Below are 25,674 nucleotides of genomic sequence, written 5' to 3'. Positions count from 1 at the left end.
GTGCCAGTTGTTGCGCCCTGCCGGTAGCGAAGCGTTGCCAATATTTTCGGAGCGCTCAACTGGCGGCGAGTGAGACGGCCTCGGTTACGACGTGCAAATCGCCCACGGGTTCAAGTTCGACCGAGCAAACACTGACCAGGTTGCGCATTTTTTCGCCAATTACCTGAGCGCGGTGCCACGTCATGCCGCCCACCTCAATGCTCACCATAAGCACGCCTTCCTGCTGCAACACGCTGACCTGTTGGGGAATCAGGTACTGCATCGCGAACAAGTTGAGCAGCCGGCAGAGTACGTCAGCTTCTGCCTCGGCGAGGATTTGATAGCGCGACAGGCAATGAGCGTTGCCGACGGACCAAGCATCGTGGCGAAAAGGTGCAGGGCTGGCGGGTTCGAAATGCGGCATGGGGATCTCCTGACAATCTCGTCGTGGTAATGACGTTCAATGGCAGGGAGTTTTACACGCTGAAAAAGAAATTTCTGATCGAAGATGCGCTGTATTAGTCTGTATCAGACTTGTTTATGTGCAACGGACTCCTTTCAGGAATTGACTATGCAAATTGCGCTGGATGCCTTCGATCGCAGGATTCTCGCGCTGCTGCAGGAGGATGCGTCGCTGTCCAGCGCGCAGATCGCCGAGCAGGTCGGCCTGTCGCAGTCGCCTTGCTGGCGGCGGATCCAGCGGCTCAAGGAGGAGGGCGTGATCCGGCGGCAGGTGACACTGCTGGACCGCAAGAAGATTGGCCTGAACACGCAGATTTTTGCCGAGGTAAAACTCAACGCCCACGGTCGGTCCAACTTCACTGAATTCACCGAAGCGATCCGTGGTTTTCCCGAAGTGCTGGAGTGCTATGTGCTGATGGGGTCGGTGGACTTTTTGCTGCGCATCGTCACGCCGGACATCGAAGCGTACGAGCGATTCTTCTTCGAAAAGCTCTCGCTGGTGCCGGGCATTCAGGAAGTGAATTCAACGGTCGCGCTGTCGGAAATCAAATCCACGACCAGCTTGCCGATTGGCAGATAGGTTGCCAATTCCCGGCTGGAGCGGGTCCCACTGACACACCGCGTGCCTTTCGTAGGGCTGGCTTCAGCCGGGAAAGCGTTGGTAGACACACCACAAAACTGAGGGTGCTCAGGCTGGCCTCTTCCCGGCTAAAGCCGGTCCTACTGACACACCGCGTGCCTTTCGTAGGACTGGCTTCAGCCGGGAAAGCGTCGGTAGACACACCACAAAACTGAGGGTGCTCAGGCTGACGTCTTCCCGGCTAAAGCCGGTCCTACTGACACACCGCGTGCCTTTCGTAGGACTGGCTTCAGCCGGGAAAGCGTTGGTAGGCGCACTGCGAAATTGAGGATGCTCAGGCTGGCCTCTTCCCGGCTAAAGCAGGTCCTACGAAACAACGTCAGCCGGTCCTACCAACCGCGCCAGCCGTCCCATCCATACGGCGTCTTACAACTTCAACAATGTCTTCCACGCCCGGCTTTGCAGCACGGTGATGGTTTGCTGGACGCGGGCATCAAGGAGTTCGTCGGTGATGTCCAGGTGCGCCAGTTGCTCAAGCTTGTTCAACTCGCCGTACAAGCGATCCAGCTCAGGCAGGTCGAGGGCCTGGCGGGCGTAATGCAGCCAGACCTGGATGCGCTCGATGCGTGGCAGCTGCTCGGCAAGGTCTTCCGGCTGCTGCTGGTAGCGCGGCAGGTTCAGCGCGGTGGCTTCATCGCCCAGGAAACGCGGCAACCAGCTGCTAAGCATCGCGTGGCCCTGCCGGTTGCCACGGTTGTTGCGCTCGACCGTCCAGCTGCGCGCCATCAACCAGCGCGATGTCGTGAGCGAGAACAGGCCCCAGCGGGTGTCCTGCAGCTCTTCGATGAACTGCTCATGGGCGGCGGCGCGTACATCGCCATCCTCCTGGCCGGCGAGCACCAGCGTGCGCCAGTCTTCCAGCAAGGCGTCCAGGGCAGCGCGCAGGTCATGGGTCGTTGCGCGCGGAGCGGCCTGACCGAGGCTGCCAGCCAGAGCGCGCAGTTCAGCGAGCACTTCGACCCATTCCTGCAACAGGCTCCAGTGACCGTTGAAACGGTATTGCTCGGCCAGGCGCTGGCTGCTGCCAAGCAGGAACCAGGCGATGGCGCTGAACGCGTCGTCTACCGAGAGCTCGCCATGCAGCTCGGGCGTCGGCAGCTTGATCGAGTAGCTGCTGGCGTCGAACAGACGATAGCCACGTTCGGCCTTGCTGATATCGCACGGCATTAGCGGCAGCTTCTCGGCCAGCTCTGCGGCCAGTTCCAGCAGCGCGGCAGGATCGCCTTCGCGCAGCTCAAGCTCCAGCTCGCAGATTTCTTCCTGCTGCTTGCCGGCGACAACCTTACCCAGGTCCAGCGCTGCCTCGATCACCACCTTGGACTTGCCACGGCCCCAGGCGATTTCCGCTTTCTCGCGGACGAAATCAGTGGTGAACACCGGTTTGATGGTTTTCTTGTCCAGGTCCGCCAGCTGCTCCGGCCAGCACTCACCGTCGAGCTTCTTCAGGTCCAGCTTGGCCTTGGGGACGTCCCAGTTGTATTCGTTGCGCTCGGACAGGCCTGCGACGCTCTGGCCGCGGGTCTTGAGGGTCTGAATGATTGCGTCGCCGTCGCGGCGCAGGCGCAGTGCAACCTTGGCGTGGGCCAGCTCGCGCTCGGGAGTGTCGAAGTACTGATTGAACAGCTCCAACCGCTCCCAGCCGCTCTTGTTGCGCTTTTTCAGCAACGGGTGCTCGCGCAGGGCTATGAGGGTTTCGCGGCTGACGCGGAGTTTGATTTCGGTTTCTTTCTGCATGGCCGGAGAATCCAAACGCTCTATCGCTGATAACGGGGTCGCAGCCGGAATCGACACAGCTGCGTGGGCCGTGCAGTGTACAGGACATCAACCGTGACAGTTTATTCATGCGGGCCAATCGACCTATGATGGCTGGCGTGTCGCACCCCATCACCGGAGTCGCCTATGCCGTTGCCGTCCATGAAAGACCAGTTCGCCGCCCTGATCGCCGCACCTTCTGTGAGCTGTACGCAGCCTGCGCTCGACCAGTCCAATCGCGCTGTCATTGATCTGCTGGCAGGTTGGCTGGGGGATCTGGGTTTTGCCTGCGACATCCAGCACGTGAGCCCGGGCAAGTTCAATCTGCTGGCGACCTATGGCACCGGCCCGGGCGGGCTGGTACTGGCGGGCCATAGCGATACGGTTCCTTACGACGATGCGCTGTGGAAGACCGATCCGCTGAAACTGACCGAAGTCGACGGCAATTGGGTAGGGCTGGGCAGCTGCGACATGAAGGGCTTCTTCGCTCTGGCTATTGAAGCGCTGCAGCCCCTGCTCGATCAGCCGTTCAAGCAGCCGCTGATCATCCTCGCGACCTGCGATGAGGAAAGCTCGATGGCCGGTGCCAAGGCGCTGGCTGCGGCGGGCGGTGTGCTGGGGCGCGCGGCGGTCATTGGCGAGCCGACCCGCCTCAAGCCGGTCCGCCTGCACAAAGGCGTGATGATGGAACGCATCGAGATCCTCGGCCGCAGCGGTCACTCCTCGGACCCGAGCCTGGGGCGCAGCGCCCTTGAAGCCATGTACGACGCCATTGGCGAGCTGAAAGGCCTGCGCCGACAATGGCAGGAGCAATACCGCAATCCGCAGTTCAGCGTGCCGCAACCGACCCTGAACTTCGGCTGCATTCATGGCGGCGACAACCCGAACCGGATCTGCGGGCAATGCTCGCTGGAGTTCGACCTGCGCCCGCTGCCGGGCATGGACCCTGAAGTGCTGCGCGCCGCAATTCGGCAGAAACTGCAGCCCGTCGCCGAACTTCATCAGGTGCAGATCGATTACGCGCCGCTGTTTTCGGAAGTATCCCCGTTTGAAGAAAGCGCCGATGCGGAACTGGTGCGAATCGCCGAGCGTCTGACCGGTCATACGGCCGAAGCAGTGGCATTTGGCACCGAAGCACCTTATCTTCAGCGCCTTGGTTGCGAAACCATCGTGATGGGGCCTGGGGATATTGCCTGTGCGCACCAGCCCGGTGAGTATCTTGAAATGTCACGTTTGCAGCCTACAGTGCGTCTGTTACGTCAATTGATCGAACATTACTGCCTGGCTACCCCTTGAGCGCGCCCATGTGCTGCTTGAGTCAGGGCCTGTCTCAGAATTACCCGAAAAGGAGAGTACGCGTGTTGCGATGCCTGTTCCGACGATAAGGCTCATGCCGTCTTGAGTGTTTTCACCCTTCGTCCATCCACTACAGGCTCCTTTCGGATATGCCCGATTACGTCAATTGGCTCCGCCACGCGTCTCCTTACATCAATGCCCATCGGGATTGCACCTTCGTCGTCATGCTTCCGGGCGATGGCGTCGAGCACCCGAACTTCGGCAACATCGTCCACGACCTCGTGTTGCTGCACAGCCTCGGCGTGCGCCTCGTGCTGGTTTACGGCTCCCGCCCGCAGATCGAAAGCCGCTTGCAGGCCCGTGGCCTGACGCCGCATTTCCACCACGACATGCGCGTGACTGATTTCGCCACGCTTGAATGCGTGATCGACGCCGTCGGGGCACTGCGAATTGCCATCGAAGCGCGTTTGTCGATGGACATGGCCGCCTCGCCGATGCAGGGCTCGCGGTTGCGCGTCACGGGTGGCAACTTCGTCACGGCGCGCCCGATCGGCGTCCTTGAAGGCGTCGATTTCCAACACACCGGCGAAGTACGCCGCATCGACCGCAAGGGCATCAGTCGTCTGCTCGACGAGCGCTCCATCGTGTTGCTGTCACCGCTGGGATATTCGCCCACCGGCGAGATCTTCAACCTGGCCTGCGAAGACGTTGCGACGCGCGCAGCGATTGATCTGGGGGCGGAAAAGCTGCTGTTGTTTGGCGCTGAGTCAGGCTTGCTGGACGAGCAGGGTCGATTGGTCCGTGAGCTGCGTCCACAGCAGGTACCCGCGCACCTTCAGCGCCTGGGCAGCAACTACCAGGCGGAGCTGCTGGATGCGGCGGCTCAGGCGTGTCGCGGTGGTGTGGCGCGCAGTCATATCGTCAGCTACGCCGAAGACGGTGCGCTGCTCTCCGAGCTGTTCACCCGCGCGGGCGGCGGCACGCTGGTGGCGCAGGAGCAATTCGAACTGGTGCGCGAAGCGTCGATCGGCGACGTTGGCGGGCTCATCGACCTCATCACGCCGCTGGAAGAGCAGGGCATCCTCGTGCGTCGGTCGCGGGAAGTGCTGGAGCGGGAAATCGAGCAGTTCAGCGTGGTCGAGCGCGAAGGCCTGATCATCGCTTGCGCGGCGCTGTATCCGATTGCGGATTCCGAGGCGGGTGAGTTGGCCTGTCTGGCGGTCAACCCCGAGTACCGCCACGGCGGGCGCGGCGACGAGTTGCTCGAACGCATCGAAGAACGCGCCCGGGCGCTGGGTCTGAAAACCCTGTTCGTCCTTACAACCCGTACCGCGCACTGGTTCCAGGAGCGCGGTTTCGAGGCCAGCAGCGTTGATCGCCTGCCCAGCGCGCGTGCGTCGCTGTACAACTATCAGCGTAATTCGAAGATTTTCGAAAAGGCGATTTAGGGCGTCATGCCGGATTCAACACCGGCATCCGCTCGACTCCCGTAGGAGCGCGCTTGCCCGAAATCCAATGTAGGAAGGGCGTGGCACTCCCCCAGGGTTGATCGGGTCGTGTCAGTTGATGACACGACCCATTTTGATCAGTTGCTGATCGCCAGAATGCTCGCCTGATACGCACCCACAAACGTGTCGAAATCCACTTTCTCTTCGGTCTGTTCCAGCTCCGCTTGCTGAGCCAGGGACTCGCGGGCCTTGCTCTCGAAGTGGGTCTGGTCCTCGGCGCTCAGCGGATTGCTGCGGAAATGATCAGCGTGAACCTGTGACTGGCGCAGTGAGAAGGCCGTGAAGCCTTCCTTGTGCTCGGTCATCGCAGCCAGCACCTGTGCCGAAGGCGTCAGAGAGGCGTCTGCCACTTTCGCCCGTTGAGCGTCCAGCGACTTGACGTGCTCATCCGTGCCCTGGCTGGCATCCAGCAGTTCACAGATTGGCCTGATCGTGTCCAGCATCTCGTTGGCCCAGACTTTCAGGTCGATCGTCGTGTCGTTGCGGTTCAGTTGCAGGCCGGGACGACGACCTTCCTTGACCACGGTGAGGAAGTTCGTGCTGGCGTTGCCGCACTCGTTGTTCGCCAGCTGCGGGCTGTCGTGCAGCGCGCAATACAGGATGAACGCATCGATGAAGCGCGATTGCTGAAGGTCGATGCCGACCGGCAGGAACGGGTTGATGTCCAGGCAGCGGACTTCCACGTACTGCACGCCGCGCGCGACCAGCGCCTGAATAGGGCGTTCGCCGGAATAGGTGACGCGTTTCGGGCGAATAGTCGAGTAGTACTCGTTCTCGATCTGCAGCACGTTGGTGTTGAGCTGAATCCACTCGCCATCCTTGTGCGTGCCGATTTCGACGTAAGGCGCGTAGGGCGTCGCCACCGCGCGGCGCAGGCTGTCGGTGTAAGTCAGCAGGTCGTTGTAGCAAGGCGTCAGGTCCGCCTGGGCATTGCTCTGGTAACCCAGATCGCTCATCCGCAGGCTGGTGGCGTAGGGCAGGTAAAGCGTTTCGGCGTCGAACTGCTCCAACTGATGCGAACGGCCGCGCAGGAAGCTGGCGTCCAGAGCTGGCGACGCGCCGAACAGGTACATCAGCAGCCAGCTGTAACGGCGGAAGTTGCGTATCAGGCCGATATAGCTTTCGGACTGGAAATCACGGTCATCGCCTTCGAATTTCGCGTCCTGCTTGAGCACGGGCCAGATGGCCTCGGGCAATGAGAAATTGTAGTGAATGCCGGCAATGCACTGCATTGCTTTGCCGTAACGCAGGGCAAGGCCCTGACGGTAGACGTACTTGAGCTTGCCGATGTTGGAGGTGCCGTAATAGGCGATCGGAATATCCGCTTCAGCCGGCAGCGGGCACGGCATCGAAGGGCTCCAGATGTATTCGCTGCCCAGTTTGCTGTACGCGAAGCGATGGATCTTATCCAGGCTCTCCAGCGTATCAGCAGGGTTGGCCAGGGCCGGAGTGATGAACTCCAGCAGCGACTCGGAGTAATCGGTGGTGATTTGCTCGTTGGTCAGCGCCGCTCCCAAGGCTTCCGGGTGCGGTGTTTGCGCCAGACGGCCTTCGCCCGTAACGCGCAGGCATTCACGCTCGATGCCGTGCAAGCACTTCTCCAGAAGGGAGAGGTTGGAGTGCTCGCCAAGCAGAGTCAGGCGGCGGTTGAGAAGTTCGCTCAAGTTGGAATCCTTCACGCGTCAGTCGGCCCTATATGGGGGCGATATGGCGGTCTACAAGGGTGAAGAAAGGAACTGGCGTTTTCGCCTCGTTGATGGCCCTAACGCCGATGCCCGTCGCTGATCGTTCCTACAAGGAAATCAGATAATTTCGACACTGCTGAACAGTGCCGAAATTAACTCATAACGCTATCGGACAGCTAGACGATCGCAAACGTGCCCTGCGCTTTGGCAACCAACTTGTCGTTCTGGCGAACGTCGGCATCGACCACCAGCGTTCGGCGTCCGGCATGCAGCACCGTGCTGGTGCAGATGACTTCGCCCTCGGCCACGGCGCGCATGTAATTGATTTTGCATTCCACGGTGACGCTTTGCTTGTCGAAGCCGTGGGCGCTGGAGCACGCCAGCCCCATCGTGATGTCGACCAGACTGAACAGGGCGCCGCCATGCATGACATTGCCGCGATTGCGCAGGTGCGGCTCCAGCGGCAAGGCCACGACGGCGACACCTTCGTCCAGTTGCACCACCCGACAGCCGAGCGTCTTGAAGTAGGCGCTCTGGGTCAGTTCATCAGGGATATCCATCAACGCTTCTTCAATTGCTTGGCGTTGGCGAACAGCGACGCCATCGGGTTATTGCTCGGCGCCGGGGTGGAGGCTTCCTTGCGAGGGGCATTGCTTTGCTGCTGACGCGGCGCTGCTCCCGGACGGGCGCCGCGAGCGCCGTCGACTTTCTCGCCCGGCGTGTCGCTCATGCGCATCGACAGGCCGACGCGCTTACGCGGAATGTCCACTTCCATCACCTTGACCTTCACCACATCGCCGGCTTTGACCGCTTCGCGAGGGTCCTTGATGAACTTCTCCGAAAGCGCGGAGATGTGCACCAAACCGTCCTGATGCACGCCGATATCAACGAACGCACCAAAGTTGGTGACGTTGGTGACCACGCCTTCGAGAATCATCCCCGGCTGAAGATCCTTCAAGTCTTCGACACCGTCCTGAAACTCAGCGGTCTTGAACCCAGGACGCGGATCGCGGCCCGGTTTTTCCAGTTCTTGAAGGATGTCGGTGACGGTCGGCAGGCCGAAGGTTTCGTCGGTGAATTTCTTCGGGTCGAGACGCTTCAGAAAACCTGCATCGCCGATCAGCGAGCGAATGTCGCGATCGGTCTGGGCGGCAATGCGCTGCACCAGGGGATACGCCTCAGGGTGAACCGCGGACGAGTCCAGCGGGTTGTCACCGTTCATGACGCGCAGAAAACCTGCGGCCTGTTCGAAGGTTTTCTCGCCCAGACGCGGGACTTTCTTCAGCGCCGCACGGGTCTTGAACGCGCCGTTCTGGTCGCGGTGGGCAACGATGTTCTGCGCCAGCGTAGTGTTCAGGCCGGAAATCCGCGCCAGCAGGGCCACGGAGGCGGTGTTCACATCCACACCCACGGCGTTCACGCAGTCTTCCACCACCGCGTCGAGGCCGCGGGCCAGCTTCAGCTGCGATACGTCATGCTGGTACTGGCCAACGCCGATGGATTTCGGGTCGATCTTCACCAGTTCGGCGAGGGGGTCCTGCAGACGGCGGGCGATGGACACGGCGCCACGGATCGAAACGTCGAGGTCCGGGAATTCCTTGGCAGCAAGTTCCGACGCCGAGTACACCGAAGCGCCGGCTTCGGAGACCATGACTTTGGTCATCTTCAGGCCTGGATACTTTTTGATCAGGTCACCGGCCAGCTTGTCAGTTTCGCGGCTGGCAGTGCCGTTGCCGATCGCGATCAGGTCAACCGAGTGTTTGGCGCAAAGGGCCGCCAGCACGGCTATCGTCTGATCCCACTGGTTTTTCGGCACGTGGGGGTAAACCGTGGCGTAGTCCAGCAGTTTGCCGGTGCTGTCGACGACGGCGACCTTGCAGCCCGTGCGCAGGCCCGGGTCGAGACCCAAGGTGGCGCGTGGCCCCGCCGGTGCAGCCAGCAGCAGGTCGTGCAGGTTATGAGCAAATACGTTGATCGCTTCGGTTTCGGCACCTTCGCGCAGCTCGCCGAGCAGGTCGGTTTCGAGGCTGGAGTACAGCTTGACCTTCCAGGTCCAGCGCACGACTTCGGCCAGCCACTTGTCCGCAGGGCGGTTCTGATTCTGCAGGCCGAAGCGCTCGCTGATCATCATTTCGCAGGGGTGCAGAGTGCCGGGCAGCTCTTCGCCGACTTTCAGGGCCGAGCTCAGCACGCCCTCGTTGCGTCCCCGGAAGATCGCCAGCGCACGGTGCGACGGCATGCTCTTGAGCGGCTCGTCGTGTTCGAAGTAGTCGCGGAACTTCGCGCCTTCTTCCTCCTTACCCGGCACTACACGGGCACTGATCACGGCTTCGTGCTTGAGGAAACTGCGCAGCTTCTCCAGCAGCGTCGCATCTTCGGCGAAGCGCTCCATCAGGATGTATTTGGCGCCTTCGAGCACGGCCTTGACGTCGGCGAGGCCTTTTTCGGCATCGACGAAGCGCGCGGCTTCGGCTTCAGGAGTGAGCGTCAGGTCGTTAAAAATCCCATCGGCCAACTCGCCCAGGCCGGCTTCCAGCGCGATCTGGCCTTTGGTGCGCCGCTTCTGCTTATACGGCAGGTACAAGTCTTCAAGGCGGGTTTTAGTGTCGGCGAGCTTGATGTCGCGCGCCAGCTCAGGGGTCAGCTTGCCTTGCTCTTCGATGCTGGCAAGGATGCTGATACGGCGCTCGTCGAGTTCGCGCAGGTAGCGCAGGCGCTCTTCCAGATGACGCAGTTGCGTGTCATCGAGGCTGCCAGTGACTTCCTTGCGGTAGCGAGCGATGAAAGGCACCGTGGAACCTTCATCCAGTAGCGCGACGGCCGCTTCGACCTGTTGCGGGCGGACGCCGAGTTCCTCGGCGATGCGGCTGTTGATACTGTCCATAAAACCACCTGGCAAATGTGTGAGCATTAAATCAGCGGCTGGCGAACCGCCTTGAGCGAGCGTTGCCTGACCTTGAAGGCGGCGCATTATACCCAGTGAGCCCTGAATAGGGGATTGCCCGGTCGATCCGCCGGTTTCAGCACGCGCAGCCGCTGGGTATCGCCCTGAAATGACTGAGCGAGAGCACCCATGTGGACTCAGGAAAAATCTGCTAACAATGCACACGGTGCGCATAACTGCAGCTACGCCATAATGCGCGCCGAGATCAAAGGAGCTTCCAATGAGCAGCACTGCACAAACGGCTGAAGGCGAGAAAATCCTCATCGTTGACGATGACCCGGGCTTGAGCAGCCTGCTAGAACGCTTTTTCAACAGCAAGGGCTATCGCGCCCGGGCTGTGCCCAACGTGGAGCAAATGGACCGGCTGCTGGCGCGCGAAGTGTTTCACCTCGTGGTGCTGGACCTGATGCTGCCGGGCGAAGACGGCCTGTCCGCCTGCCGCCGTTTGCGCGCCGCGAACAATCAAGTCCCCATCATCATGCTGACCGCCAAGGGTGACGAGCTCAGCCGCATCAAGGGCCTTGAGCTCGGCGCTGATGACTACCTCGCAAAACCTTTCAACCCTGACGAACTGATGGCCCGCGTTCGCGCCGTGCTGCGTCGTCAATCCGCCCCCGTCCCTGGCGCCCCTGCCACGGAAGACGAAACCGTCACTTTCGGCGACTACGCCCTGTCCCTCGCCACCCGCGAGCTCAAGCGTGGCGACGAAGTGCACATGCTCACCACCGGTGAATTCGCCGTGTTGAAGGCGCTGGTCATGCACGCCCGTGAGCCGCTGACCCGGGACAAACTGATGAACCTGGCCCGTGGCCGTGAGTGGGACGCGCTGGAGCGCTCCATCGATGTCCAGATCTCCCGTCTGCGCCGTCTGATTGAAGTGGACGCTGCCAAGCCGCGTTACATTCAGACGGTCTGGGGAGTGGGTTATGTTTTCGTGCCAGACGGCGCCAACAAGCAGTAACAGCAAGTTCGACGGTAACCTGCCGGGCCTGTCTCACGCCCGCCTACGTTAGCCAGTCACCTCGATGTTCGCGAAAGCGGCCATCGGCGTGACTGGTTTTTGCTGTGTCATGTGTTCCGCAAATTCGCGAGCCCGGCTCGCTTCCGCAAAGTGTGTAGCTGCTGTTATGAAGACACCGCTCTGGTTCCCGCAAAGTTTTTTCTCCCGCACCCTGTGGCTGGTGCTCATTGTCGTGCTGTTTTCGAAGGCGCTGACCCTCGTCTACCTGCTGATGAACGAGGATGTCCTGGTTGATCGCCAATACAGCCACGGTGTTGCGCTCACTTTGCGGGCTTACTGGGCGGCCGATGAGAGTGACCGGCAGACCATCGCCGATGCTGCCGGGCTTATCCGTGTGGTAGGCGGCGGTGTGCCTGAAGGCGAGCAGCACTGGCCGTACTCAGAGATCTACCAGCGGCAGATGCAGGATGAGTTGGGCGCGGACACTGAAGTGCGCCTGCGTGTCCACGCGCCCCCTGCGCTGTGGGTAAGAGCGCCGAGTCTTGGCGATGGCTGGCTGAAGGTGCCGCTGTACCCACATCCGTTGCGCGGGCAGAAAATCTGGAGCGTGTTGGGCTGGTTCCTGGCGATCGGGTTGCTCTCGACTGCATCGGCGTGGATATTCGTCAGCCAGCTCAACCAGCCGCTCAAGCGTCTCGTTTTCGCCGCGCGCCAGTTAGGGCAGGGGCGCAGTGTGCGTTTGCCGGTGGGCGACACGCCCAGCGAGATCACCGAGGTGTACCGCGCGTTCAACCAGATGGCTGAAGACGTGGAGCAGGCAGGGCAGGAGCGCGAGCTCATGCTCGCCGGGGTGTCCCATGATTTGCGGACGCCGCTGACCCGGCTGCGTCTGTCACTCGAACTGATGCCGACCAATAACGAGTTCATGGAAGGCATGGTTCGCGACATCGAAGACATGGATGCCATCCTCGATCAATTCCTGGCATTCATCCGGGACGGGCGCGACGAGGAAGTCGAAGAGGTCGATCTGGTCGAGTTGGTCCACGAAGTCGTCGCGCCGTACAACAACCCGGTGGAACAGGTGCGGTTGTGCCTGGAGTCCATTCCGCCTTTCCCGCTGCGACGGGTTTCCATGAAGCGGCTGCTCAACAATCTCATTGGCAATGCCATGCACCATGCCGGTGACGGCGTTGAAGTGGCGGCCTACGTATCCGGCGACAGCGGTGCGCCCTATGTGGTGCTGAGCGTGCTGGACCGGGGCATGGGTATCGATCCTTCGGAGCTGGAGGGGATTTTCAATCCTTTCATCCGTGGTGATCGCGCCAGAAGCGGCAAGGGGACAGGACTTGGCCTGGCGATCGTCAAGCGTATTGCCGCGATGCACGGCGGCAATGTCGAATTGCGTAATCGGTCGGGAGGCGGGCTGGAGGCCAGGGTTCGGCTGCCGTTGGGGTTATTGCTGCCGCGGGATGCTGATTGATTCGTTCGTGACTCTGCCTGGAGGCCCTGGGCGGGCGGCGTGCTCGCGACCAACGCCTCCGTACAGAAACGGGGTTGGGCTCTAGCCCTTGCCCTTGGTGCGGGTCATGTGCGGCCCGCCGTTTTTCTCGATGTACTCGATGATTATCCCCGCGACATCCTTGCCGGTGGTGGTTTCAATGCCTTCAAGACCTGGCGATGAGTTCACCTCCATCACCAGTGGCCCGTGATTGGAACGCAGGATGTCGACGCCCGCGACACTCAGGCCCATGACCTTGGCGGCGCGAATGGCCGTCATACGCTCTTCGGGGGTGATCTTGATCAGACTCGCAGTGCCGCCGCGATGCAGGTTGGAGCGGAATTCCCCGGGCTTCGCCTGACGCTTCATCGACGCAATGACCTTGTCACCCACCACGAAGCAGCGGATATCGGCGCCTCCGGCCTCTTTGATGTATTCCTGCACCATGATGTCCTGCTTCAGGCCCATGAAGGCCTCGATCACGGACTCAGCCGCCGTCGCGGTTTCGCAGAGCACCACGCCGATACCTTGCGTCCCTTCGAGCACCTTGATCACCAGGGGTGCGCCGTTGACCATCTGGATCAGGTCAGGGATGTCATCCGGTGAGTGGGCGAAGCCGGTGACGGGCAAGCCAACGCCGCGGCGCGACAAAAGTTGCAGCGAGCGCAGCTTGTCACGGGAGCGCGCGATGGCGACGGATTCGTTGAGCGGGAACACGCCCATCATTTCAAACTGACGCAACACGGCACAGCCGTAGAAGGTCACGGAGGCGCCGATGCGGGGTATTACCGCATCAAAGCCTTCCAGGGGTTTTCCTCGGTAGTGGATCTGCGGCTTATGACTGGCAATGTTCATATAGGCGCGCAGGGTATCGACCACCACGACCTCATGGCCGCGCTGAATCCCAGCTTCGACCAGACGACGAGTTGAATACAGACGCGGGTTTCGCGAAAGCACAGCGATCTTCATGCAGCACCTGTGGCAGAGAGATTTGAAGCCGGGAACACCGGCTTGTCCTGAATATAAGTAACACCCGGATTGACCACCAGTTGGCCATCAATCAGGGCTTTGGAACCCAGCAGCAGCCGGTAGCGCATGGCCTTGCGGCAGGCCAGCGTGAACTCCACCGGCCAGACCCGATCCCCTAGCGCCAGCGTCGTGCGAATGACGTAGCGAACCTGAGCGTGGCCGTTGGAGCTCTTGATGGTTTTCATCGCCACCAGTTGAGCCTCACAGCGACGGTGGCGCAGCTGCACCACTGTCCCGAGATGCGCGTTGAAGCGCACCCATTTCTCACCGTCCCGTTCGAACGGTTCTATTTCTGTCGCGTGCAGGCTGGAAGTGCTGGCACCGGTGTCGATCTTCGCGCGCAGCCCGGCGACGCCCAGATGGGGCAACGCCACCCATTCACGGAGGCCGATGACTGTCAGATGGTCAAATGTTTTCAAAGCGGTTCCGTTCGTTTACACGTTCTGCCAGGCGTCGGCATCAATGTGCGCCAGCGCCTGGAATGCAGGCTTGGCGAACCAGTAGCCTTGCATGAGGTAAATGCCGCAGTCGGCGAGGAAGTCTCGTTCGCCTGCCTGTTCAATGCCTTCGGCGATCACTGTAACGTTCAGGTCCGTACACATTGTGACAATGCCGCGCACGATGGCCTGCCGTGCCGGGTCCAGATGGACGTTGCGCACCAGCGCCATGTCTAGCTTGATCAGGTCAGGCTGGAAGTCGGCAAGCAGGGTCAGTCCCGAATGCCCGGCACCGAAGTCGTCGATGGCGGTTTTAAAGCCGAACTGGCGGTACTCGCGAAGAATGTTAGTGAGGTGGCTGTTGTCACACAGATGCTCGGTTTCGACGGTTTCGAAGATCAGCCGGTCCAGCGGGAAGTGGTGGGCGCGAGCCGCTTCAAGGGTGCTGCGAATGCACAGTTCGGGACGATACACCGCGTTGGGCAGGAAGTTGATCGACAGGTATTCGTCCACTCCCAACCGGGCGGCAGTTGAAATCGCGCGGGTTCGGCACAATTGATCGAAACGGTAACGGTTGGTGTCGTCGACCCGATTCAGCACAGACAGGGCACCCTCGCCGTTGACGCCACGTACCAACGCCTCGTGAGCGAATACCGAACGGTCGCGGACGTCCACGATAGGCTGATAGGCGAATTCAAATTCGAGATCCAGCGCGGAGCTTTCTCTGCAGCCCTGGCACCCACCAGTCAATGACGTTGGGAAGTCTGTCACGTCGTTCTCCTGAAGCCGGTGCTTTAGTCTTGGTGGGCAGTGTAAACGAGGGCGGCGGTTACTGCGTCCCCGGCGTGACGTAGTACGGTTTCTGACCATTACACGATTGAGGAATTCAGATGACACAGAAGTCAGACGAGGACGACAAAGTCCGTCTGGACAAATGGCTTTGGGCGGCGCGTTTTTTCAAGACGCGTACGCTGGCAAAAGCCGCCATTGAAAGCGGGAAGGTTCATTGCCGCGGTGAGCGCTGCAAGCCGGGAAAAGAGCCGCGGGTAGGGGATGAGTTCCAGATCAGAGCGGGCTTCGATGAGCGGACCGTGGTGGTTCAGGCGTTGTCGATAGTCCGTCGTGGCGCCCCTGAGGCCCAGCTGCTGTACAGCGAAACCCCGGAGAGCCTCGCCAAACGTGAACAAGCCGCCGAGATGCGCAAGGCCGGAAGCCTGGGCGTGACCACCGACGGCAGACCGACCAAAAAGCAGCGTCGGCAATTGTTCCATTTTCGTTCGGGTGACGACTGACAATCTCGCAGCTTCCGGGACCGCGAGTTAATCGAACCCGGACTGCTCGATAGCGACAGACAGCTTACAAATGAGAGCCCTGCTTCATGATGCTCAGGCATTTGAGCAGCGGCAGGCGGCCCAGCACATTGAAGACGGGCGCGGTCAGTCGAAACAGGAAGGCGGTAGCAGTGGCCACGAACGGGGTGTAGCAGCTCCAGCCCAGGGCAAGCAACGCGATCATCACGCCGCCAATGTAGTCGTCCTGCCCCCAGTGTGCGCCGGCAACCAGGCGCGGCATCATGAACAGGAATGCCAGCGCCCAGATGACCACGCGCTGGCCGACCGTACGGCTGTAGACGCTCATGAACATCGCCCAGATCAGCAACACCGAGGCGTGGTCACCCGGGAAGCTCTGGCTGGAACGGTCCTTGAGCTGCCACTTGTCTTCCAGCCCCGGGAATATGTCGCTGAGCTTGATGGCGTCAGGGATCATCATCGACGCGCTGTCATGTTGCAGCGCGCTGTGATCGATGATCTTGGAAAACACCGTCCGGATGATCAGCAGAAGGATCAGCGTCAGCACGAAGCCGATCAGCGCGGCACGGGTTTGCAACGATTTGAACACCCAGTCGCCCTTTATAAGCAGCGTGAGAAGAATCAGGCCGACGACGATGTCGAAGGGCCGCATGCTGGCAATCGTCCAGATCCACAGCCACGCTTTGTTTTGTTCAAGCGGGCGGTTCAGGAGGTGAAACAGGCCTTCGTCGAAGTGAGTGAAAGCCGCGTGGCCCGTGGGCCAGATCCATAGCAGTAGCAGTGCGAGCGCCACCAGATTACACAGCAAGAATTTTTTGGCGTTCCACTTGGGTTGGAACAGCGCGGGATAGTCCATAAAATGCCCCCATCGGCATGACAGTGCACCAAGCGGTGCTTAAACCGCGCTTTATAGGCGGTTGTCATCATTTTGTCATCCATTCAGATACCTTCTCCTATGCCAGACTTTGCGGATACCGATTACACCCAGCGCTTCATCTTTGACGAGAGCGACGTTCGCGGCGAGCTCGTGGCCCTTGAGCGCAGCTACGCCGAGGTCCTTGCCAAGCACCCCTATCCCGAGCCAGTCGCTCAATTGCTCGGCGAAATGCTCGCCGCCGCTGCGTTGCTGGCGGGCACGCTGAAGTTCGACGGTCTTCTGGTCTTGCAGGCCCGGTCGCTGGGGCCGGTGTCGCTGCTCATGGTCGAATGCTCCAGCGAGCGGGAGCTGCGCGGCATCGCGCGCTACGACGAAGCCCTTGTCAAACCGGATGCCACGCTGCTCGACCTGATGCCCGAGGGTGATCTGACCATGACCATCGACCCGCGTCAGGGCAAACGCTATCAAGGCATCGTGGGCCTGGACGGCGTCGATCTGTCTGCATGCCTGTCCGAGTATTTTGTGATGTCGGAGCAACTGCCGACGCGCTTCTGGATCAAGGCCGACGGCAAGCGCGCGCGCGGGCTGCTGCTGCAACAGCTGCCGGCCGAGAAGTTGAAAGACCAGGAAGAGCGCGAGGCCAGCTGGCAGCACGTCAATGTCCTGGTTGACACCCTGACCGCCGAAGAACTGCTCAGCCTGACCAACGAAACCGTGTTGAAACGGCTGTTCCACGAGGACGTCGTGCGCATGTTTGACGTGCAGCCGCTGGTGTTCCGTTGCAGCTGCTCGCGCGAACGTTCTGGCAATGCGCTGGTCAGTCTTGGTCTGGAAGATGCGCAGCAGTTGGTGATCGAGCATCACGGTGCGGTCGAGATCGACTGTCAGTTCTGCAATCAGCGCTATCTCTTCGACGCAACCGATGTAGCGCAGCTGTTTGCAGGGGGCGGGGTAGATACCCCCTCCGATACCCGCCATTAATGTAGTGCGGGCCCTGCGCTGAAAGCTTTCCGCCCGGCCCGCTTGACTCTTCTTCATGTAGTTCTGACAGGAGGGCCCTACCTTTTTTGGGCTTTTCTGGCATAATCCGGCCACTTTTTAGCTGTAGTAGTGTTGGTTTTTCTACTACAAAACGTTTGGAGCACTCGGCCATCGAGCCGACGGGGAATCTCATGACGCAAGCCAATAACGCCGTTCACACCGATCTCAGTGTCGACGATCTGGTTAAAGAAGCCCTCAAACGCGAAGAAGGCGTGCTGTCCGATACTGGCGCACTCGTCGTGGAAACAGGCCACCGCACAGGCCGCTCGCCTGTCGACCGCTTCATCGTTGATGAACCTACCACTCAGGCCGCGATCGCCTGGGGCCCGATCAACCGCAAGTTTCCGGCCGACAAGTTCGACGCCCTGTGGGCGCGTGTCGAGGCGTTCAACAACGCCCAGGAACACTTCGTTTCCCACGTTCACGTAGGCGCAGCCGAAGACCACTACCTCGCGGTCAAGATGACCACGCAGACGGCCTGGCAGAACCTGTTCGGTCTCTGCCTGTTCATCAATCCGGCCCAGTACAACCCGGCCGGTCGTGAAGAGTGGCAAGTGCTCAACGTGGCCAACTTCGAGTGCGTGCCTGAGCGTGACGGCACCAACTCTGACGGTTGCGTCATCATCAACTTCGCCCAGAAGAAGGTCCTCATTGCCGGTATGCGTTACGCCGGTGAAATGAAGAAAGCCATGTTCTCGGTGCAGAACTTCCTGCTGCCGGCTTCCGATGTGCTGCCAATGCACTGCGCAGCCAACATTGGTGAAGACGGCGACGTGACGTTGTTCTTCGGCCTGTCCGGCACCGGCAAAACCACGCTTTCCGCCGACGAGACCCGTTACCTGATCGGTGACGACGAGCACGGCTGGGGCGAAGGCGTTGTCTTCAACATCGAAGGCGGCTGCTATGCCAAGTGCATCGACCTCTCCGAGAAGAACGAACCGGTTATCTGGAAGGCCATCAAGCACGGCGCCGTACTGGAAAACGTAGTGCTGGACGCAGCCGGTCATGCCGACTACGCCGACAGCAGCCTGACCCAGAACAGCCGCGCCGCTTACCCGCTCGAGCACGTTGAAAAGCGCTCCGAGAAGAACCTGGGCGGCGAGCCAAACGCGGTGATCTTCCTGACCTGCGATTTGACCGGCGTGCTGCCACCCGTGTCGATCCTCAGCGAAGAACAAGCGGCCTACCATTTCCTCTCGGGTTACACCGCACTGGTCGGCTCCACTGAAATGGGTTCGGGCGCCGGCATCAAGTCGACGTTCTCCACCTGCTTCGGCGCACCGTTCTTCCCGCGCCCGGCGGGCGAATACGCAGAGCTGCTGATCAAGCGCATCCGCGGTTTCGGCTCCAAGGTCTATCTGGTCAACACCGGCTGGACCGGCGGTGGCTACGGTGTCGGCAAGCGCTTCAACATTCCGACCACCCGTGGCGTCATCGCAGCCATTCAGAGCGGCGCGTTGATCGGTGCAGAAACCGAGCACCTCGACACCGTCAATCTGGACGTCCCGACGTCCGTGCCGGGCGTCGAAACCGGGCTGCTTAACCCACGTAATACCTGGGCTGACAAAGCGGCGTACGACGAAGCAGCCAAAGCACTGGCCGGTCTGTTCATCGAGAACTTCAAGAAGTTCGAAGTGAGCGACGCGATCAAGGCGGCGGGTCCGAAGCTGTAAGATCGGAACCTGCTAAAAAGAAACCGCCCTTCGGGGCGGTTTTTTGTTGGCGGGTGTTTATGCCGTCCGAGAGGGGTTGGGCATACGCAGCCGGCAGTCTTGACACCCATCTTATGTAGGAGCGCGCTTGCCCGCGATGGCGGTGTACTTGAGACGAAGATGGAACCTGACAGATTGCTATCGCGGGCAAGCGCGCTCCTACATTAAATGCGGTTCAGTCAGTGAGTCGGAAGGCGAACAAGAACTGCGAACGGATAGATTTACCCATCAGTTTTCGTCGTCACGGGAAAATCCTGAGTGATGTCGAAGCTGCCCTTAGCCACAACGCTCTTCGCGTTACACAGCTTCGCGTCGAACCCCGGATGGCGTTCGCCGTGCTCGGCCGCGTACGCAGCGGCTTCCCGGGTGCATTCGTCGGTGGGTTGCTCAGGGGACAGCGCCGCGTTGAACTGGAACGTACCGATCAACCGGTAGCGATCGAGGAGTTTGTTGGGCGAGGCGAGTTTCTCGATTTTGCTGAAGACCAGCTGGACGTTGCTGTTGTTGCCGCCCTTGTCCGCATCGAAATATTGATAGTACGAACCGGTGTCGTAGGACGCGCTGTTTTCATCGTGGGCAACTTCGACGCGGCCACCCTGAAACATGATCGCTTTCTTCTCCTGATCAGGGTTGTCGAAAGAGAACCCGAGAATCGGCCCGATGCTCACCTCATTGCGGTCGCCTTCGGCTTCTTGGTCCGCGCTCAGCGTCAGCCAGTTGGAGCCGGGCAGTTTGCCGGGCAAGAAGCCCACGGCTACTTGATCGCCTCTTGCCTCGTAGTGCAGGTTGAGCGCGCCACTGACGTCGACAACCATGATCTTCTGAAGGGGCGATGCACTTGCGGTCGCCGTCCCGGGTGCCTTGGCGTCATCGCCGCAGCCCGAAAGAAGAGAGGCTGTGACAACGAGTAACAGCGGGAGCAGGCGTGTATGGGTTCGCGGGGCTGCTTGAGGCATGTTGTTCCGTCCGTTTTCGCTGGGGTTGTCTCTGACCCTAGCTCCCTATGACCGCAGAAAGGGCCGGCGGGTCAATGTGACGATGACAAAAAACAGAACGAAGAAACCGCCCGCAATGGGGCGATTTCCATGGGAATTCTTTTTTTACCAGCGCGGTGCTCAGCCAGGCGGGCGTTGGCGTTGAATCATGCAGCCAGAAACCTGCATCGCGGCATGCTTCGTGGTTGTGGACTCAGCCTCAGCAGATATCTTTGTAGGCGCCGTCTCCTTTCGCGAGGTTCGCCGCCAAGCCTTCCACCGGGGTAAAGGGCATTCCCGCGACCTTACTGAATCCGGTTCCCTTGTCGGCGTAACTTACATATCGCTCTGTTTGATGGTCTTCAACCAAAACAGTGTATGAGTGGCTTCGCATTTTGAGGAACTTCGCGTCATGCATAACGATGCTTTGGTGCAGTTTGCCAATTTCTATAGCCGACAAGTTGAGTTTCCGTTGCAACTTCGTTCCCCAACGGGTCAGACACACTTCGGCATAATGCCGCACCAGCGTGCCAGGTTCTGTCAGGTCGCCTGGTCCGCTTGCTCCTGTGAGCGACGCGTTGCCCACCAACGTCGCGTGACGTCCGACCATGGGAAAGATACTGACCTTAGTCTTCGGGTCTGTTTTAGGAATGACGCAAGAAAAGCCTTTCGAGCGTTCGTCTCGGGCATAGAACCCCACGTACTGTTTAACGTTGCTGCCGAGTGAGACTTTCTCGGGTTGATAATTCATTGGGCCGGGCACCGGGTCCACCGCAAATATGTTGACCGGTATATGACGTGTCAGCGGACTGGCCGTCAGCGCGTTGGCGAGCATGTGACAACTCACTCCGCCACGACTCCAGCCCACCAGATTGATCTGCTTTGGAATCAAGCCGCCTTTTCTTAACTTCTTGATCAGCTGTTGTTGAAGCTCCTGCGGGCTGATGCGATTGCCATAGTCGTACTGCCGCCAGAACCAGGATCCATGCGCTTGTGCGTCGGGAATAGGCACGCCGGCTTGCTTGAGACGCAGGTAGTCGGCTTCGGACAGCTTGGTTCTTTGCCAATCGAACTCGCCCTGAATGATATTGACGGCATGCTGCACATTCTCGTACCAGCCTTTGCCGAATGCGGTGCCAGACCAACCAAACCCTTTGGATTCTGTAAACAGTTCATCGGCCTGCATATTGCCGCTGCCCGGCCCGTCGATGACAATCCACTCCGCAAACTCATGACCTTCGATATTGTTCGCCAACGTAGCGACCAGCTCGCCGTTCCAGTAGTTCTTGTTCAAGTTGTCGTATTTAGTCGAGCCGGTTCCGCAAAAGAAAATTGTAAATGTCGTCATGTTTCTAGCCTCGCTGGTTGATAAGTCTGACGAGGTTAGAAGACGGTATGCGAACAGGTTGGCTGCGGTTGTTACTGCATGTACGGTAATGAGCGCTGATGGGTTTCTCGGCTAATCAATGGGGCACCTGTCAGGCGGAGTATTCCCGCGCTGCTGTGCAGTACTGCTCTTGCGCCAGTTTGTTCTTGTCACTCTTGTCTTTGGCGAGGCGTTTGCTCCAGTCGCTGCACATGTCTTTGAAGTACGGCGCAGCGGCGCGGCGGCATTCGCGGTGCTCCACGCTGTCGGCGAGGAAGTTCATGCACACGCTTCTCACCTCCACGTGATTGTTGTAGATGCGATATCGGGCTTCGTAGCGGTTGCGGCCGTCAATTTCACGGATGAACACACCTGCCACTTCATAGCGTCGCGCGGGCTCGGTTTTGGGCTTGGCGGCGGCGGCCTTGTAGTTCGCCATGTAACGATCTGAAACCATGCCTTGAGGGCGGGTGGCTTGGGAGTCGTTGGCCTGAACCTCGCCGAAGCGGCAGTTGATGACATCCCGGTCGATGACGTTGCCGTCTTTCAGGCAGGTGTCGAGCGGCTGTGCAGTGGCGGGCTGCGAGACATCAGCCTTGGGTGCGATGTAAACGACTTGTTCGACGTTACGCACTTGAGCAACGGGTTGTACCGGATCGGGCTCGCTGAAACCTTCTGCGACGGGTGGGTCAGGGATGACGGTCGCTGCCGGCTTGGGTGTGCGAAACATCTGCGCGATCAGAAAGAGGATGGCGATCAGCAGTGCCAGGCAAATCAAAAGGCTGCTCAACGGCCAATTGCTTTTGCCCGATGCGGCACTGCTTCGGGCGGGATGAGAACCCAGCACGACGTCGAAGTGACCGGGCGCCAGCCGTTGCATGGTCAGCCCGTCATCCTCGGGCTGCGGTGTGGTTGGTTGCATTGCCTCTCCTTGGCGAATCTTTTGACGTAGGCGGGATTACCGCCGAACGGGCTGTTTGAGGTGCAGCGATGGGTTGCGTCGCGCGAGATTAATCCTCGCAATGACGTTTTGCCAGCACTGCGCGCAGTGTTTGTGTCCGGGATGTATCCTGTCCGATATTTCTGTAATGGTTTAGGTGTATTGCGCCCGGACCCACCGCGCTATGGTTCACGCCCTTGCGACGGTCAAAGGAGTGGCAGCACATGCATCAAACCCTCGAGCAGGTTTTCGGTTATCGGCAGTTTCGCGCCGGACAAGAGGCCGCCATCAGTGCGGTGTTGGCAGGGCGCTCCGCCGCGGCGATATTTCCCACGGGTTCCGGTAAATCCCTCTGCTATCAGCTGCCGGCATTGCTGCTGCCGCACCTGACGTTGGTGGTGTCACCGCTGTTGGCGCTGATTCAGGACCAGTTGGCTTTCCTGCAGCGACATGGCATTGCGGCGGCAAGCATCGACTCCGCGCAAAGTCGCGATGACGTCGCCGATGTCATGGCCAAGGCGCGCTCCGGTGAGTTGAAAATCCTGATGATTTCCGTCGAGCGACTGAAGAACGAGCGCTTCCGGCATTTCATCACTCAGGTGCCGATCTCCCTTCTGGTCGTTGACGAAGCGCACTGCATCTCCGAGTGGGGCCACAACTTCCGGCCCGATTACCTCAAGCTCCCTGACTATCAACGCGAGTTCAATATCCCCCAGGCGCTGCTGTTGACGGCGACCGCGACGCCTCAAGTCATCAATGACATGCAGAGCAAGTTCGGCATCGCGTTGGACGATGTGGTGACGACGGGCTTTTACCGACCCAACCTCACGCTGCGGGTTGAGCCCGTTGCCGGCCGGGACAAGCGTAGGCGCCTGGTGGAGTGGCTCGGTGAGCGGGCAGGGCAGCCGAGCATTGTCTACGTCACGCTGCAGAAGACCGCCGAGTTCGTGGCGGCGCATCTGTCGCAGAACGGTATTCCGGCGTACGCCTACCATGCGGGCCTGCCCCACGATAAGCGCGAGTCGATCCAGCGCCAGTTCATGGATGGGCGCCTGAACTGCATCGTCGCCACGATCGCGTTCGGGATGGGCATCGACAAGAGTGACATCCGCAACGTCGTGCATTTCGATTTGCCCAAATCCATCGAGAACTACAGCCAGGAAATCGGTCGCGCGGGTCGCGATGGGGCGACCTCTGAGTGCCTGGTCCTGGCCAATCGCGACAGCCTGAACGTGCTGGAAAACTTCGTGTACGGCGACACGCCGGAGCAGGAAGGCATCCGGTTGGTGCTGGAAGATCTGCAAGGCGCGCGTAACGACAGTCAGTGGGAGTTTCTGCTGGCGCCCTTGTCGGACCTCAGCAACATCCGCCAACTGCCGCTCAAAACACTGCTGGTGCAGCTGGAGCTGCGCGGGATCATTGCGCCGCGTTATTCGTACTTCGCGGAGTATCGCTTCAAATACCTGATCGAACCGCAGGTGCTGGTGCAACGGTTTCAGGGTGAGCGACGCGAGTTCGTGCAGGCGCTGACCGAGACCTCAAGCCGGGCGCGCACCTGGGCAACCGTCAACTTCGACGCGATGTATCAGCAGTATCAGGCCGAGCGCGGGCGTGTTGTGACGGCGCTGGATTTCTTTCAGGAGAAGGGCTGGATAGAGCTTGAAAGCAAGCAGATGACCGAGGTCTACAGCCTGATCGCCGCCGACTTCGACGCCGAGGCGCTGAGCGAGGAGTTGCATGACTACTTCGTCCATCATGAACAGACCGAAGTTGCGCGCATCCACGCGATGCTGGAACTGTTCGCCAGTGAGCAGTGCCTCAGTCATCGTCTGGCTCAATACTTTGGCGACGACCGTGCGCCTGAACGTTGCGGTCATTGTTCGGTGTGCGAGGGGCAGGTGGCCGTGCTCCCCGAGCCGCCAGCGCTGACGCCTTTGAGCGAGCAGGACTTCGCGGACCTGTGCAGCGAGTTCGTCGGCAAGCACCTTGAAACCCGAGGGCATGAGCCGGGCGCGGAGTGCCTGACGCGGTTTCTCTGCGGGATCAGCGTGCCAATGTTTACCAGGCTCAAGGCTCGGAACATCGGCGGGTTTGCGGCGCTTGAGGCGTATCCGTATGCCGAGGTCCGTGAATGGATTCAAAGCCGGATTCAATAGTCGTCACGAGCCTCATGAACCAGGACACACAACAGACAAACCGGAGGGAGCCACATGAACGACACCCCGCAGCGCGCCGACTATCGCCACTTCCAGCCGATCGTCACGCGCTGGCACGACAACGATGTCTACGGCCATATCAACAACGTTACCTACTACAGCTTCTTCGACAGCGCCGTGAATACCTACCTGATCGAGCAGGGCGGGCTGGATATCCATGACGGTGAAGCGGTGGGCTTTGTGGTCAGTTCGTCGTGCGATTACTTTGCCTCGATTGCCTACCCGGAGCTGATCGAGGTCGGGCTGCGGGTTGGCAAGCTCGGCAACAGCTCGGTGCAATATGAGCTGGCGGTGTTCAAGGCGGGGGAAGACGAGGCGCGGGCTGCGGGCCGCTTCGTGCATGTGTTCGTGGATCGGGCGTCCAATCAGCCGGTGCCGATCCCGTCGGGGCTGCGGCAGGCGCTTGAGCGATTGGTGGTCTGAAAATGAAACCGGCCGCTTTATGGGCGGCCGGTGTTCATCGGGTCAGGTTAGCGCGTCGGAATCGACTGTTTCAGTCACGGTGCTTGCGATGACCGTACGCGTGACCGCGCCCGTGTTTGTAGTCGCGGCGATCGCCACGGTAGCCACGGCCTCGGGCGTCGTCACGGCGGCTTTCGTCGCCCATGTAGTTGCCGAGTGCGCCGCCCGCGCCGCCGCCTGCTGCAGCGCCAATCAGGCTGCCCGTGCTGCCGCCGACACTGCGGCCAATCACGTTACCGCCAGCGGCACCCAGGCCGCCGCCAATTGCGGCTTCGGTACGGTTCCGGCGGTTGGCGCCCACTGCGCCACCGGCCGCGCCGCCAAGGCCGGCACCGATTGCCGAACCTGTGCTGCCGCCGACCTGTTGGCCAACGACGGAGCCGAGTACCCCACCCAATGCGCCGCCCACGCCGGCCGTCACGTTATCGCCTGCTGAGGCAAAACCGCTGACCAGTGAGAACGACAACAACAGAATCGAGGAATACTTCATGTAGGGATGCTCATAGGGATGACGCGGCGATCCTGCGATCATGAAGAAAATGTCACAATCGAATTCCGACGAATAACACGACCTGTATACAAAAC

The 25,674-nt window shown here is 60.2% G+C and carries 23 protein-coding genes; 10 read left to right on the top strand and 13 right to left on the bottom strand.

All coding sequences use genetic code 11. The annotated features are described in order from the left end of the window. Positions 1-55 precede the first annotated feature (55 nt). Positions 56-403, bottom strand: a complete 348-nt coding sequence (locus EC919_RS10525; RefSeq protein WP_133773696.1) for a hypothetical protein — start codon at positions 401-403, stop codon at positions 56-58. 147 nt (positions 404-550) lie between these two features. On the opposite strand from EC919_RS10525, the gene EC919_RS10520 reads away from it, so the two are divergent. After that, positions 551-1,021 (top strand): Lrp/AsnC family transcriptional regulator, encoded by a 471-nt coding sequence (locus tag EC919_RS10520; RefSeq protein WP_133773694.1) that lies wholly within the window; start codon positions 551-553, stop codon positions 1,019-1,021. A gap of 426 nt (positions 1,022-1,447) precedes the next feature. On the opposite strand, the gene EC919_RS10515 is transcribed toward EC919_RS10520, so the two are convergent. Beyond that, the gene (locus tag EC919_RS10515; RefSeq protein ID WP_133773692.1) at positions 1,448-2,815 is read right to left on the bottom strand and encodes an inorganic triphosphatase; all 1,368 of its coding nucleotides are present in this window, start codon (positions 2,813-2,815) and stop codon (positions 1,448-1,450) included. 165 nt (positions 2,816-2,980) lie between these two features. On the opposite strand from EC919_RS10515, the gene argE reads away from it, so the two are divergent. After that, on the top strand, positions 2,981-4,129 hold the full coding sequence (gene argE, locus EC919_RS10510; RefSeq protein WP_133773690.1) for an acetylornithine deacetylase: 1,149 nt from the start codon (positions 2,981-2,983) through the stop codon (positions 4,127-4,129). Between the two features lie 149 nt (positions 4,130-4,278). Then, a complete protein-coding gene (gene argA, locus EC919_RS10505; RefSeq protein WP_133773688.1) occupies positions 4,279-5,577 on the top strand; it encodes an amino-acid N-acetyltransferase in 1,299 nt (432 codons plus the stop codon). Between the two features lie 137 nt (positions 5,578-5,714). On the opposite strand, the gene gshA is transcribed toward argA, so the two are convergent. The 3 genes from gshA to EC919_RS10490 all read right to left on the bottom strand — a co-directional run bounded on the left by gshA (position 5,715) and on the right by EC919_RS10490 (position 10,206). Further along, a complete protein-coding gene (gene gshA / locus EC919_RS10500; RefSeq protein WP_133773686.1) occupies positions 5,715-7,301 on the bottom strand; it encodes a glutamate--cysteine ligase in 1,587 nt (528 codons plus the stop codon). Positions 7,302-7,498: 197 nt separating this feature from the next. After that, positions 7,499-7,882 (bottom strand): PaaI family thioesterase, encoded by a 384-nt coding sequence (locus EC919_RS10495; RefSeq protein ID WP_133773684.1) that lies wholly within the window; start codon positions 7,880-7,882, stop codon positions 7,499-7,501. Beyond that, positions 7,882-10,206: a Tex family protein gene (locus tag EC919_RS10490; RefSeq protein ID WP_133773682.1), complete on the bottom strand. Its 2,325-nt coding sequence runs from the start codon at positions 10,204-10,206 to the stop codon at positions 7,882-7,884. Before EC919_RS10490 ends, EC919_RS10495 begins: the two co-directional genes overlap by 1 nt. Positions 10,207-10,486: 280 nt before the next feature. On the opposite strand from EC919_RS10490, the gene ompR reads away from it, so the two are divergent. Together ompR and EC919_RS10480 are read left to right on the top strand one after the other, a co-directional pair. Beyond that, positions 10,487-11,227, top strand: a complete 741-nt coding sequence (ompR, locus tag EC919_RS10485) for an osmolarity response regulator transcription factor OmpR (protein WP_065987440.1) — start codon at positions 10,487-10,489, stop codon at positions 11,225-11,227. Positions 11,228-11,393: 166 nt separating this feature from the next. Then, a complete protein-coding gene (locus EC919_RS10480) occupies positions 11,394-12,707 on the top strand; it encodes an ATP-binding protein (protein ID WP_065987439.1) in 1,314 nt (437 codons plus the stop codon). A gap of 81 nt (positions 12,708-12,788) precedes the next feature. Here the strand turns inward: EC919_RS10480 and rimK are convergent, their stop codons facing one another. The 3 genes from rimK to EC919_RS10465 are packed head-to-tail and all read right to left on the bottom strand — an operon-like array spanning position 12,789 to position 14,962. Next, complete coding sequence (rimK, locus tag EC919_RS10475) at positions 12,789-13,694, bottom strand: 30S ribosomal protein S6--L-glutamate ligase (protein ID WP_133773681.1); 906 nt, start codon at positions 13,692-13,694, stop codon at positions 12,789-12,791. Beyond that, positions 13,691-14,155, bottom strand: a complete 465-nt coding sequence (locus EC919_RS10470) for an ATP-dependent zinc protease family protein (RefSeq protein WP_172613008.1) — start codon at positions 14,153-14,155, stop codon at positions 13,691-13,693. The genes rimK and EC919_RS10470 overlap by 4 nt, the downstream gene beginning before the upstream one ends. Positions 14,156-14,188: 33 nt before the next feature. After that, a complete protein-coding gene (locus tag EC919_RS10465; RefSeq protein ID WP_133773679.1) occupies positions 14,189-14,962 on the bottom strand; it encodes an EAL domain-containing protein in 774 nt (257 codons plus the stop codon). 119 nt (positions 14,963-15,081) lie between these two features. Between EC919_RS10465 and EC919_RS10460 the strand changes: the two genes are divergently transcribed. Then, the gene (locus EC919_RS10460; protein WP_133773677.1) at positions 15,082-15,483 is read left to right on the top strand and encodes an RNA-binding S4 domain-containing protein; all 402 of its coding nucleotides are present in this window, start codon (positions 15,082-15,084) and stop codon (positions 15,481-15,483) included. A gap of 64 nt (positions 15,484-15,547) precedes the next feature. Here the strand turns inward: EC919_RS10460 and EC919_RS10455 are convergent, their stop codons facing one another. Beyond that, a complete protein-coding gene (locus EC919_RS10455) occupies positions 15,548-16,357 on the bottom strand; it encodes a phosphatase PAP2 family protein (RefSeq protein ID WP_133773675.1) in 810 nt (269 codons plus the stop codon). Between the two features lie 99 nt (positions 16,358-16,456). On the opposite strand from EC919_RS10455, the gene hslO reads away from it, so the two are divergent. Together hslO and EC919_RS10445 are read left to right on the top strand one after the other, a co-directional pair. Continuing rightward, positions 16,457-17,359 (top strand): Hsp33 family molecular chaperone HslO, encoded by a 903-nt coding sequence (gene hslO / locus EC919_RS10450; RefSeq protein ID WP_133773673.1) that lies wholly within the window; start codon positions 16,457-16,459, stop codon positions 17,357-17,359. Positions 17,360-17,550: 191 nt separating this feature from the next. Beyond that, positions 17,551-19,092 carry a phosphoenolpyruvate carboxykinase gene (locus EC919_RS10445; RefSeq protein ID WP_133773672.1) on the top strand — a complete coding sequence of 514 codons (1,542 nt, stop codon included), beginning with the start codon at positions 17,551-17,553 and terminating at the stop codon, positions 19,090-19,092. Between the two features lie 260 nt (positions 19,093-19,352). Here EC919_RS10445 and EC919_RS10440 read toward each other — a convergent pair whose 3' ends face one another. The 3 genes from EC919_RS10440 to EC919_RS10430 form a co-directional block, all read right to left on the bottom strand. After that, positions 19,353-20,087: a hypothetical protein gene (locus EC919_RS10440; RefSeq protein WP_133773670.1), complete on the bottom strand. Its 735-nt coding sequence runs from the start codon at positions 20,085-20,087 to the stop codon at positions 19,353-19,355. Positions 20,088-20,325: 238 nt separating this feature from the next. After that, the gene (locus tag EC919_RS10435) at positions 20,326-21,453 is read right to left on the bottom strand and encodes a hypothetical protein (RefSeq protein WP_133773667.1); all 1,128 of its coding nucleotides are present in this window, start codon (positions 21,451-21,453) and stop codon (positions 20,326-20,328) included. A 130-nt stretch (positions 21,454-21,583) separates the two neighbouring features. Beyond that, complete coding sequence (locus tag EC919_RS10430; RefSeq protein WP_133773665.1) at positions 21,584-22,393, bottom strand: hypothetical protein; 810 nt, start codon at positions 22,391-22,393, stop codon at positions 21,584-21,586. Positions 22,394-22,635: 242 nt separating this feature from the next. Between EC919_RS10430 and EC919_RS10425 the strand changes: the two genes are divergently transcribed. Together EC919_RS10425 and EC919_RS10420 are read left to right on the top strand one after the other, a co-directional pair. Then, positions 22,636-24,567: a RecQ family ATP-dependent DNA helicase gene (locus tag EC919_RS10425; RefSeq protein ID WP_133773663.1), complete on the top strand. Its 1,932-nt coding sequence runs from the start codon at positions 22,636-22,638 to the stop codon at positions 24,565-24,567. A 54-nt stretch (positions 24,568-24,621) separates the two neighbouring features. Further along, a complete protein-coding gene (locus EC919_RS10420; RefSeq protein WP_133773661.1) occupies positions 24,622-25,050 on the top strand; it encodes an acyl-CoA thioesterase in 429 nt (142 codons plus the stop codon). A gap of 70 nt (positions 25,051-25,120) precedes the next feature. On the opposite strand, the gene EC919_RS10415 is transcribed toward EC919_RS10420, so the two are convergent. Beyond that, positions 25,121-25,579: a glycine zipper domain-containing protein gene (locus EC919_RS10415; protein ID WP_133773659.1), complete on the bottom strand. Its 459-nt coding sequence runs from the start codon at positions 25,577-25,579 to the stop codon at positions 25,121-25,123. Positions 25,580-25,674 lie beyond the last annotated feature (95 nt).

Origin of the sequence: Pseudomonas graminis, from assembly GCF_004364335.1 — a bacterium.
GTDB lineage: Bacteria > Pseudomonadota > Gammaproteobacteria > Pseudomonadales > Pseudomonadaceae > Aquipseudomonas > Aquipseudomonas graminis_D.
This window is presented reverse-complemented; position numbering and strand designations above follow the sequence as displayed.

Bases quoted from the DNA above. Each gene is read 5' to 3' on its own strand.
- EC919_RS10520 (WP_133773694.1), top strand. From the start codon at position 551: ATGCAAATTGCGCTGGATGCCTTCGATCGCAGGATTCTCGCGCTGCTG.
- EC919_RS10425 (WP_133773663.1), top strand. From the start codon at position 22,636: ATGCATCAAACCCTCGAGCAGGTTTTCGGTTATCGGCAGTTTCGCGCC.
- argA (WP_133773688.1), top strand. From the start codon at position 4,279: ATGCCCGATTACGTCAATTGGCTCCGCCACGCGTCTCCTTACATCAAT.
- hslO (WP_133773673.1), top strand. From the start codon at position 16,457: ATGCCAGACTTTGCGGATACCGATTACACCCAGCGCTTCATCTTTGAC.
- ompR (WP_065987440.1), top strand. From the start codon at position 10,487: ATGAGCAGCACTGCACAAACGGCTGAAGGCGAGAAAATCCTCATCGTT.
- EC919_RS10490 (WP_133773682.1), bottom strand. From the start codon at position 10,206: ATGGACAGTATCAACAGCCGCATCGCCGAGGAACTCGGCGTCCGCCCG.
- EC919_RS10420 (WP_133773661.1), top strand. From the start codon at position 24,622: ATGAACGACACCCCGCAGCGCGCCGACTATCGCCACTTCCAGCCGATC.
- EC919_RS10440 (WP_133773670.1), bottom strand. From the start codon at position 20,087: ATGCCTCAAGCAGCCCCGCGAACCCATACACGCCTGCTCCCGCTGTTA.
- EC919_RS10495 (WP_133773684.1), bottom strand. From the start codon at position 7,882: ATGGATATCCCTGATGAACTGACCCAGAGCGCCTACTTCAAGACGCTC.
- EC919_RS10430 (WP_133773665.1), bottom strand. From the start codon at position 22,393: ATGCAACCAACCACACCGCAGCCCGAGGATGACGGGCTGACCATGCAA.
- EC919_RS10480 (WP_065987439.1), top strand. From the start codon at position 11,394: ATGAAGACACCGCTCTGGTTCCCGCAAAGTTTTTTCTCCCGCACCCTG.
- EC919_RS10460 (WP_133773677.1), top strand. From the start codon at position 15,082: ATGACACAGAAGTCAGACGAGGACGACAAAGTCCGTCTGGACAAATGG.
- EC919_RS10445 (WP_133773672.1), top strand. From the start codon at position 17,551: ATGACGCAAGCCAATAACGCCGTTCACACCGATCTCAGTGTCGACGAT.
- argE (WP_133773690.1), top strand. From the start codon at position 2,981: ATGCCGTTGCCGTCCATGAAAGACCAGTTCGCCGCCCTGATCGCCGCA.
- rimK (WP_133773681.1), bottom strand. From the start codon at position 13,694: ATGAAGATCGCTGTGCTTTCGCGAAACCCGCGTCTGTATTCAACTCGT.
- EC919_RS10455 (WP_133773675.1), bottom strand. From the start codon at position 16,357: ATGGACTATCCCGCGCTGTTCCAACCCAAGTGGAACGCCAAAAAATTC.
- EC919_RS10525 (WP_133773696.1), bottom strand. From the start codon at position 403: ATGCCGCATTTCGAACCCGCCAGCCCTGCACCTTTTCGCCACGATGCT.
- EC919_RS10515 (WP_133773692.1), bottom strand. From the start codon at position 2,815: ATGCAGAAAGAAACCGAAATCAAACTCCGCGTCAGCCGCGAAACCCTC.
- EC919_RS10415 (WP_133773659.1), bottom strand. From the start codon at position 25,579: ATGAAGTATTCCTCGATTCTGTTGTTGTCGTTCTCACTGGTCAGCGGT.
- EC919_RS10435 (WP_133773667.1), bottom strand. From the start codon at position 21,453: ATGACGACATTTACAATTTTCTTTTGCGGAACCGGCTCGACTAAATAC.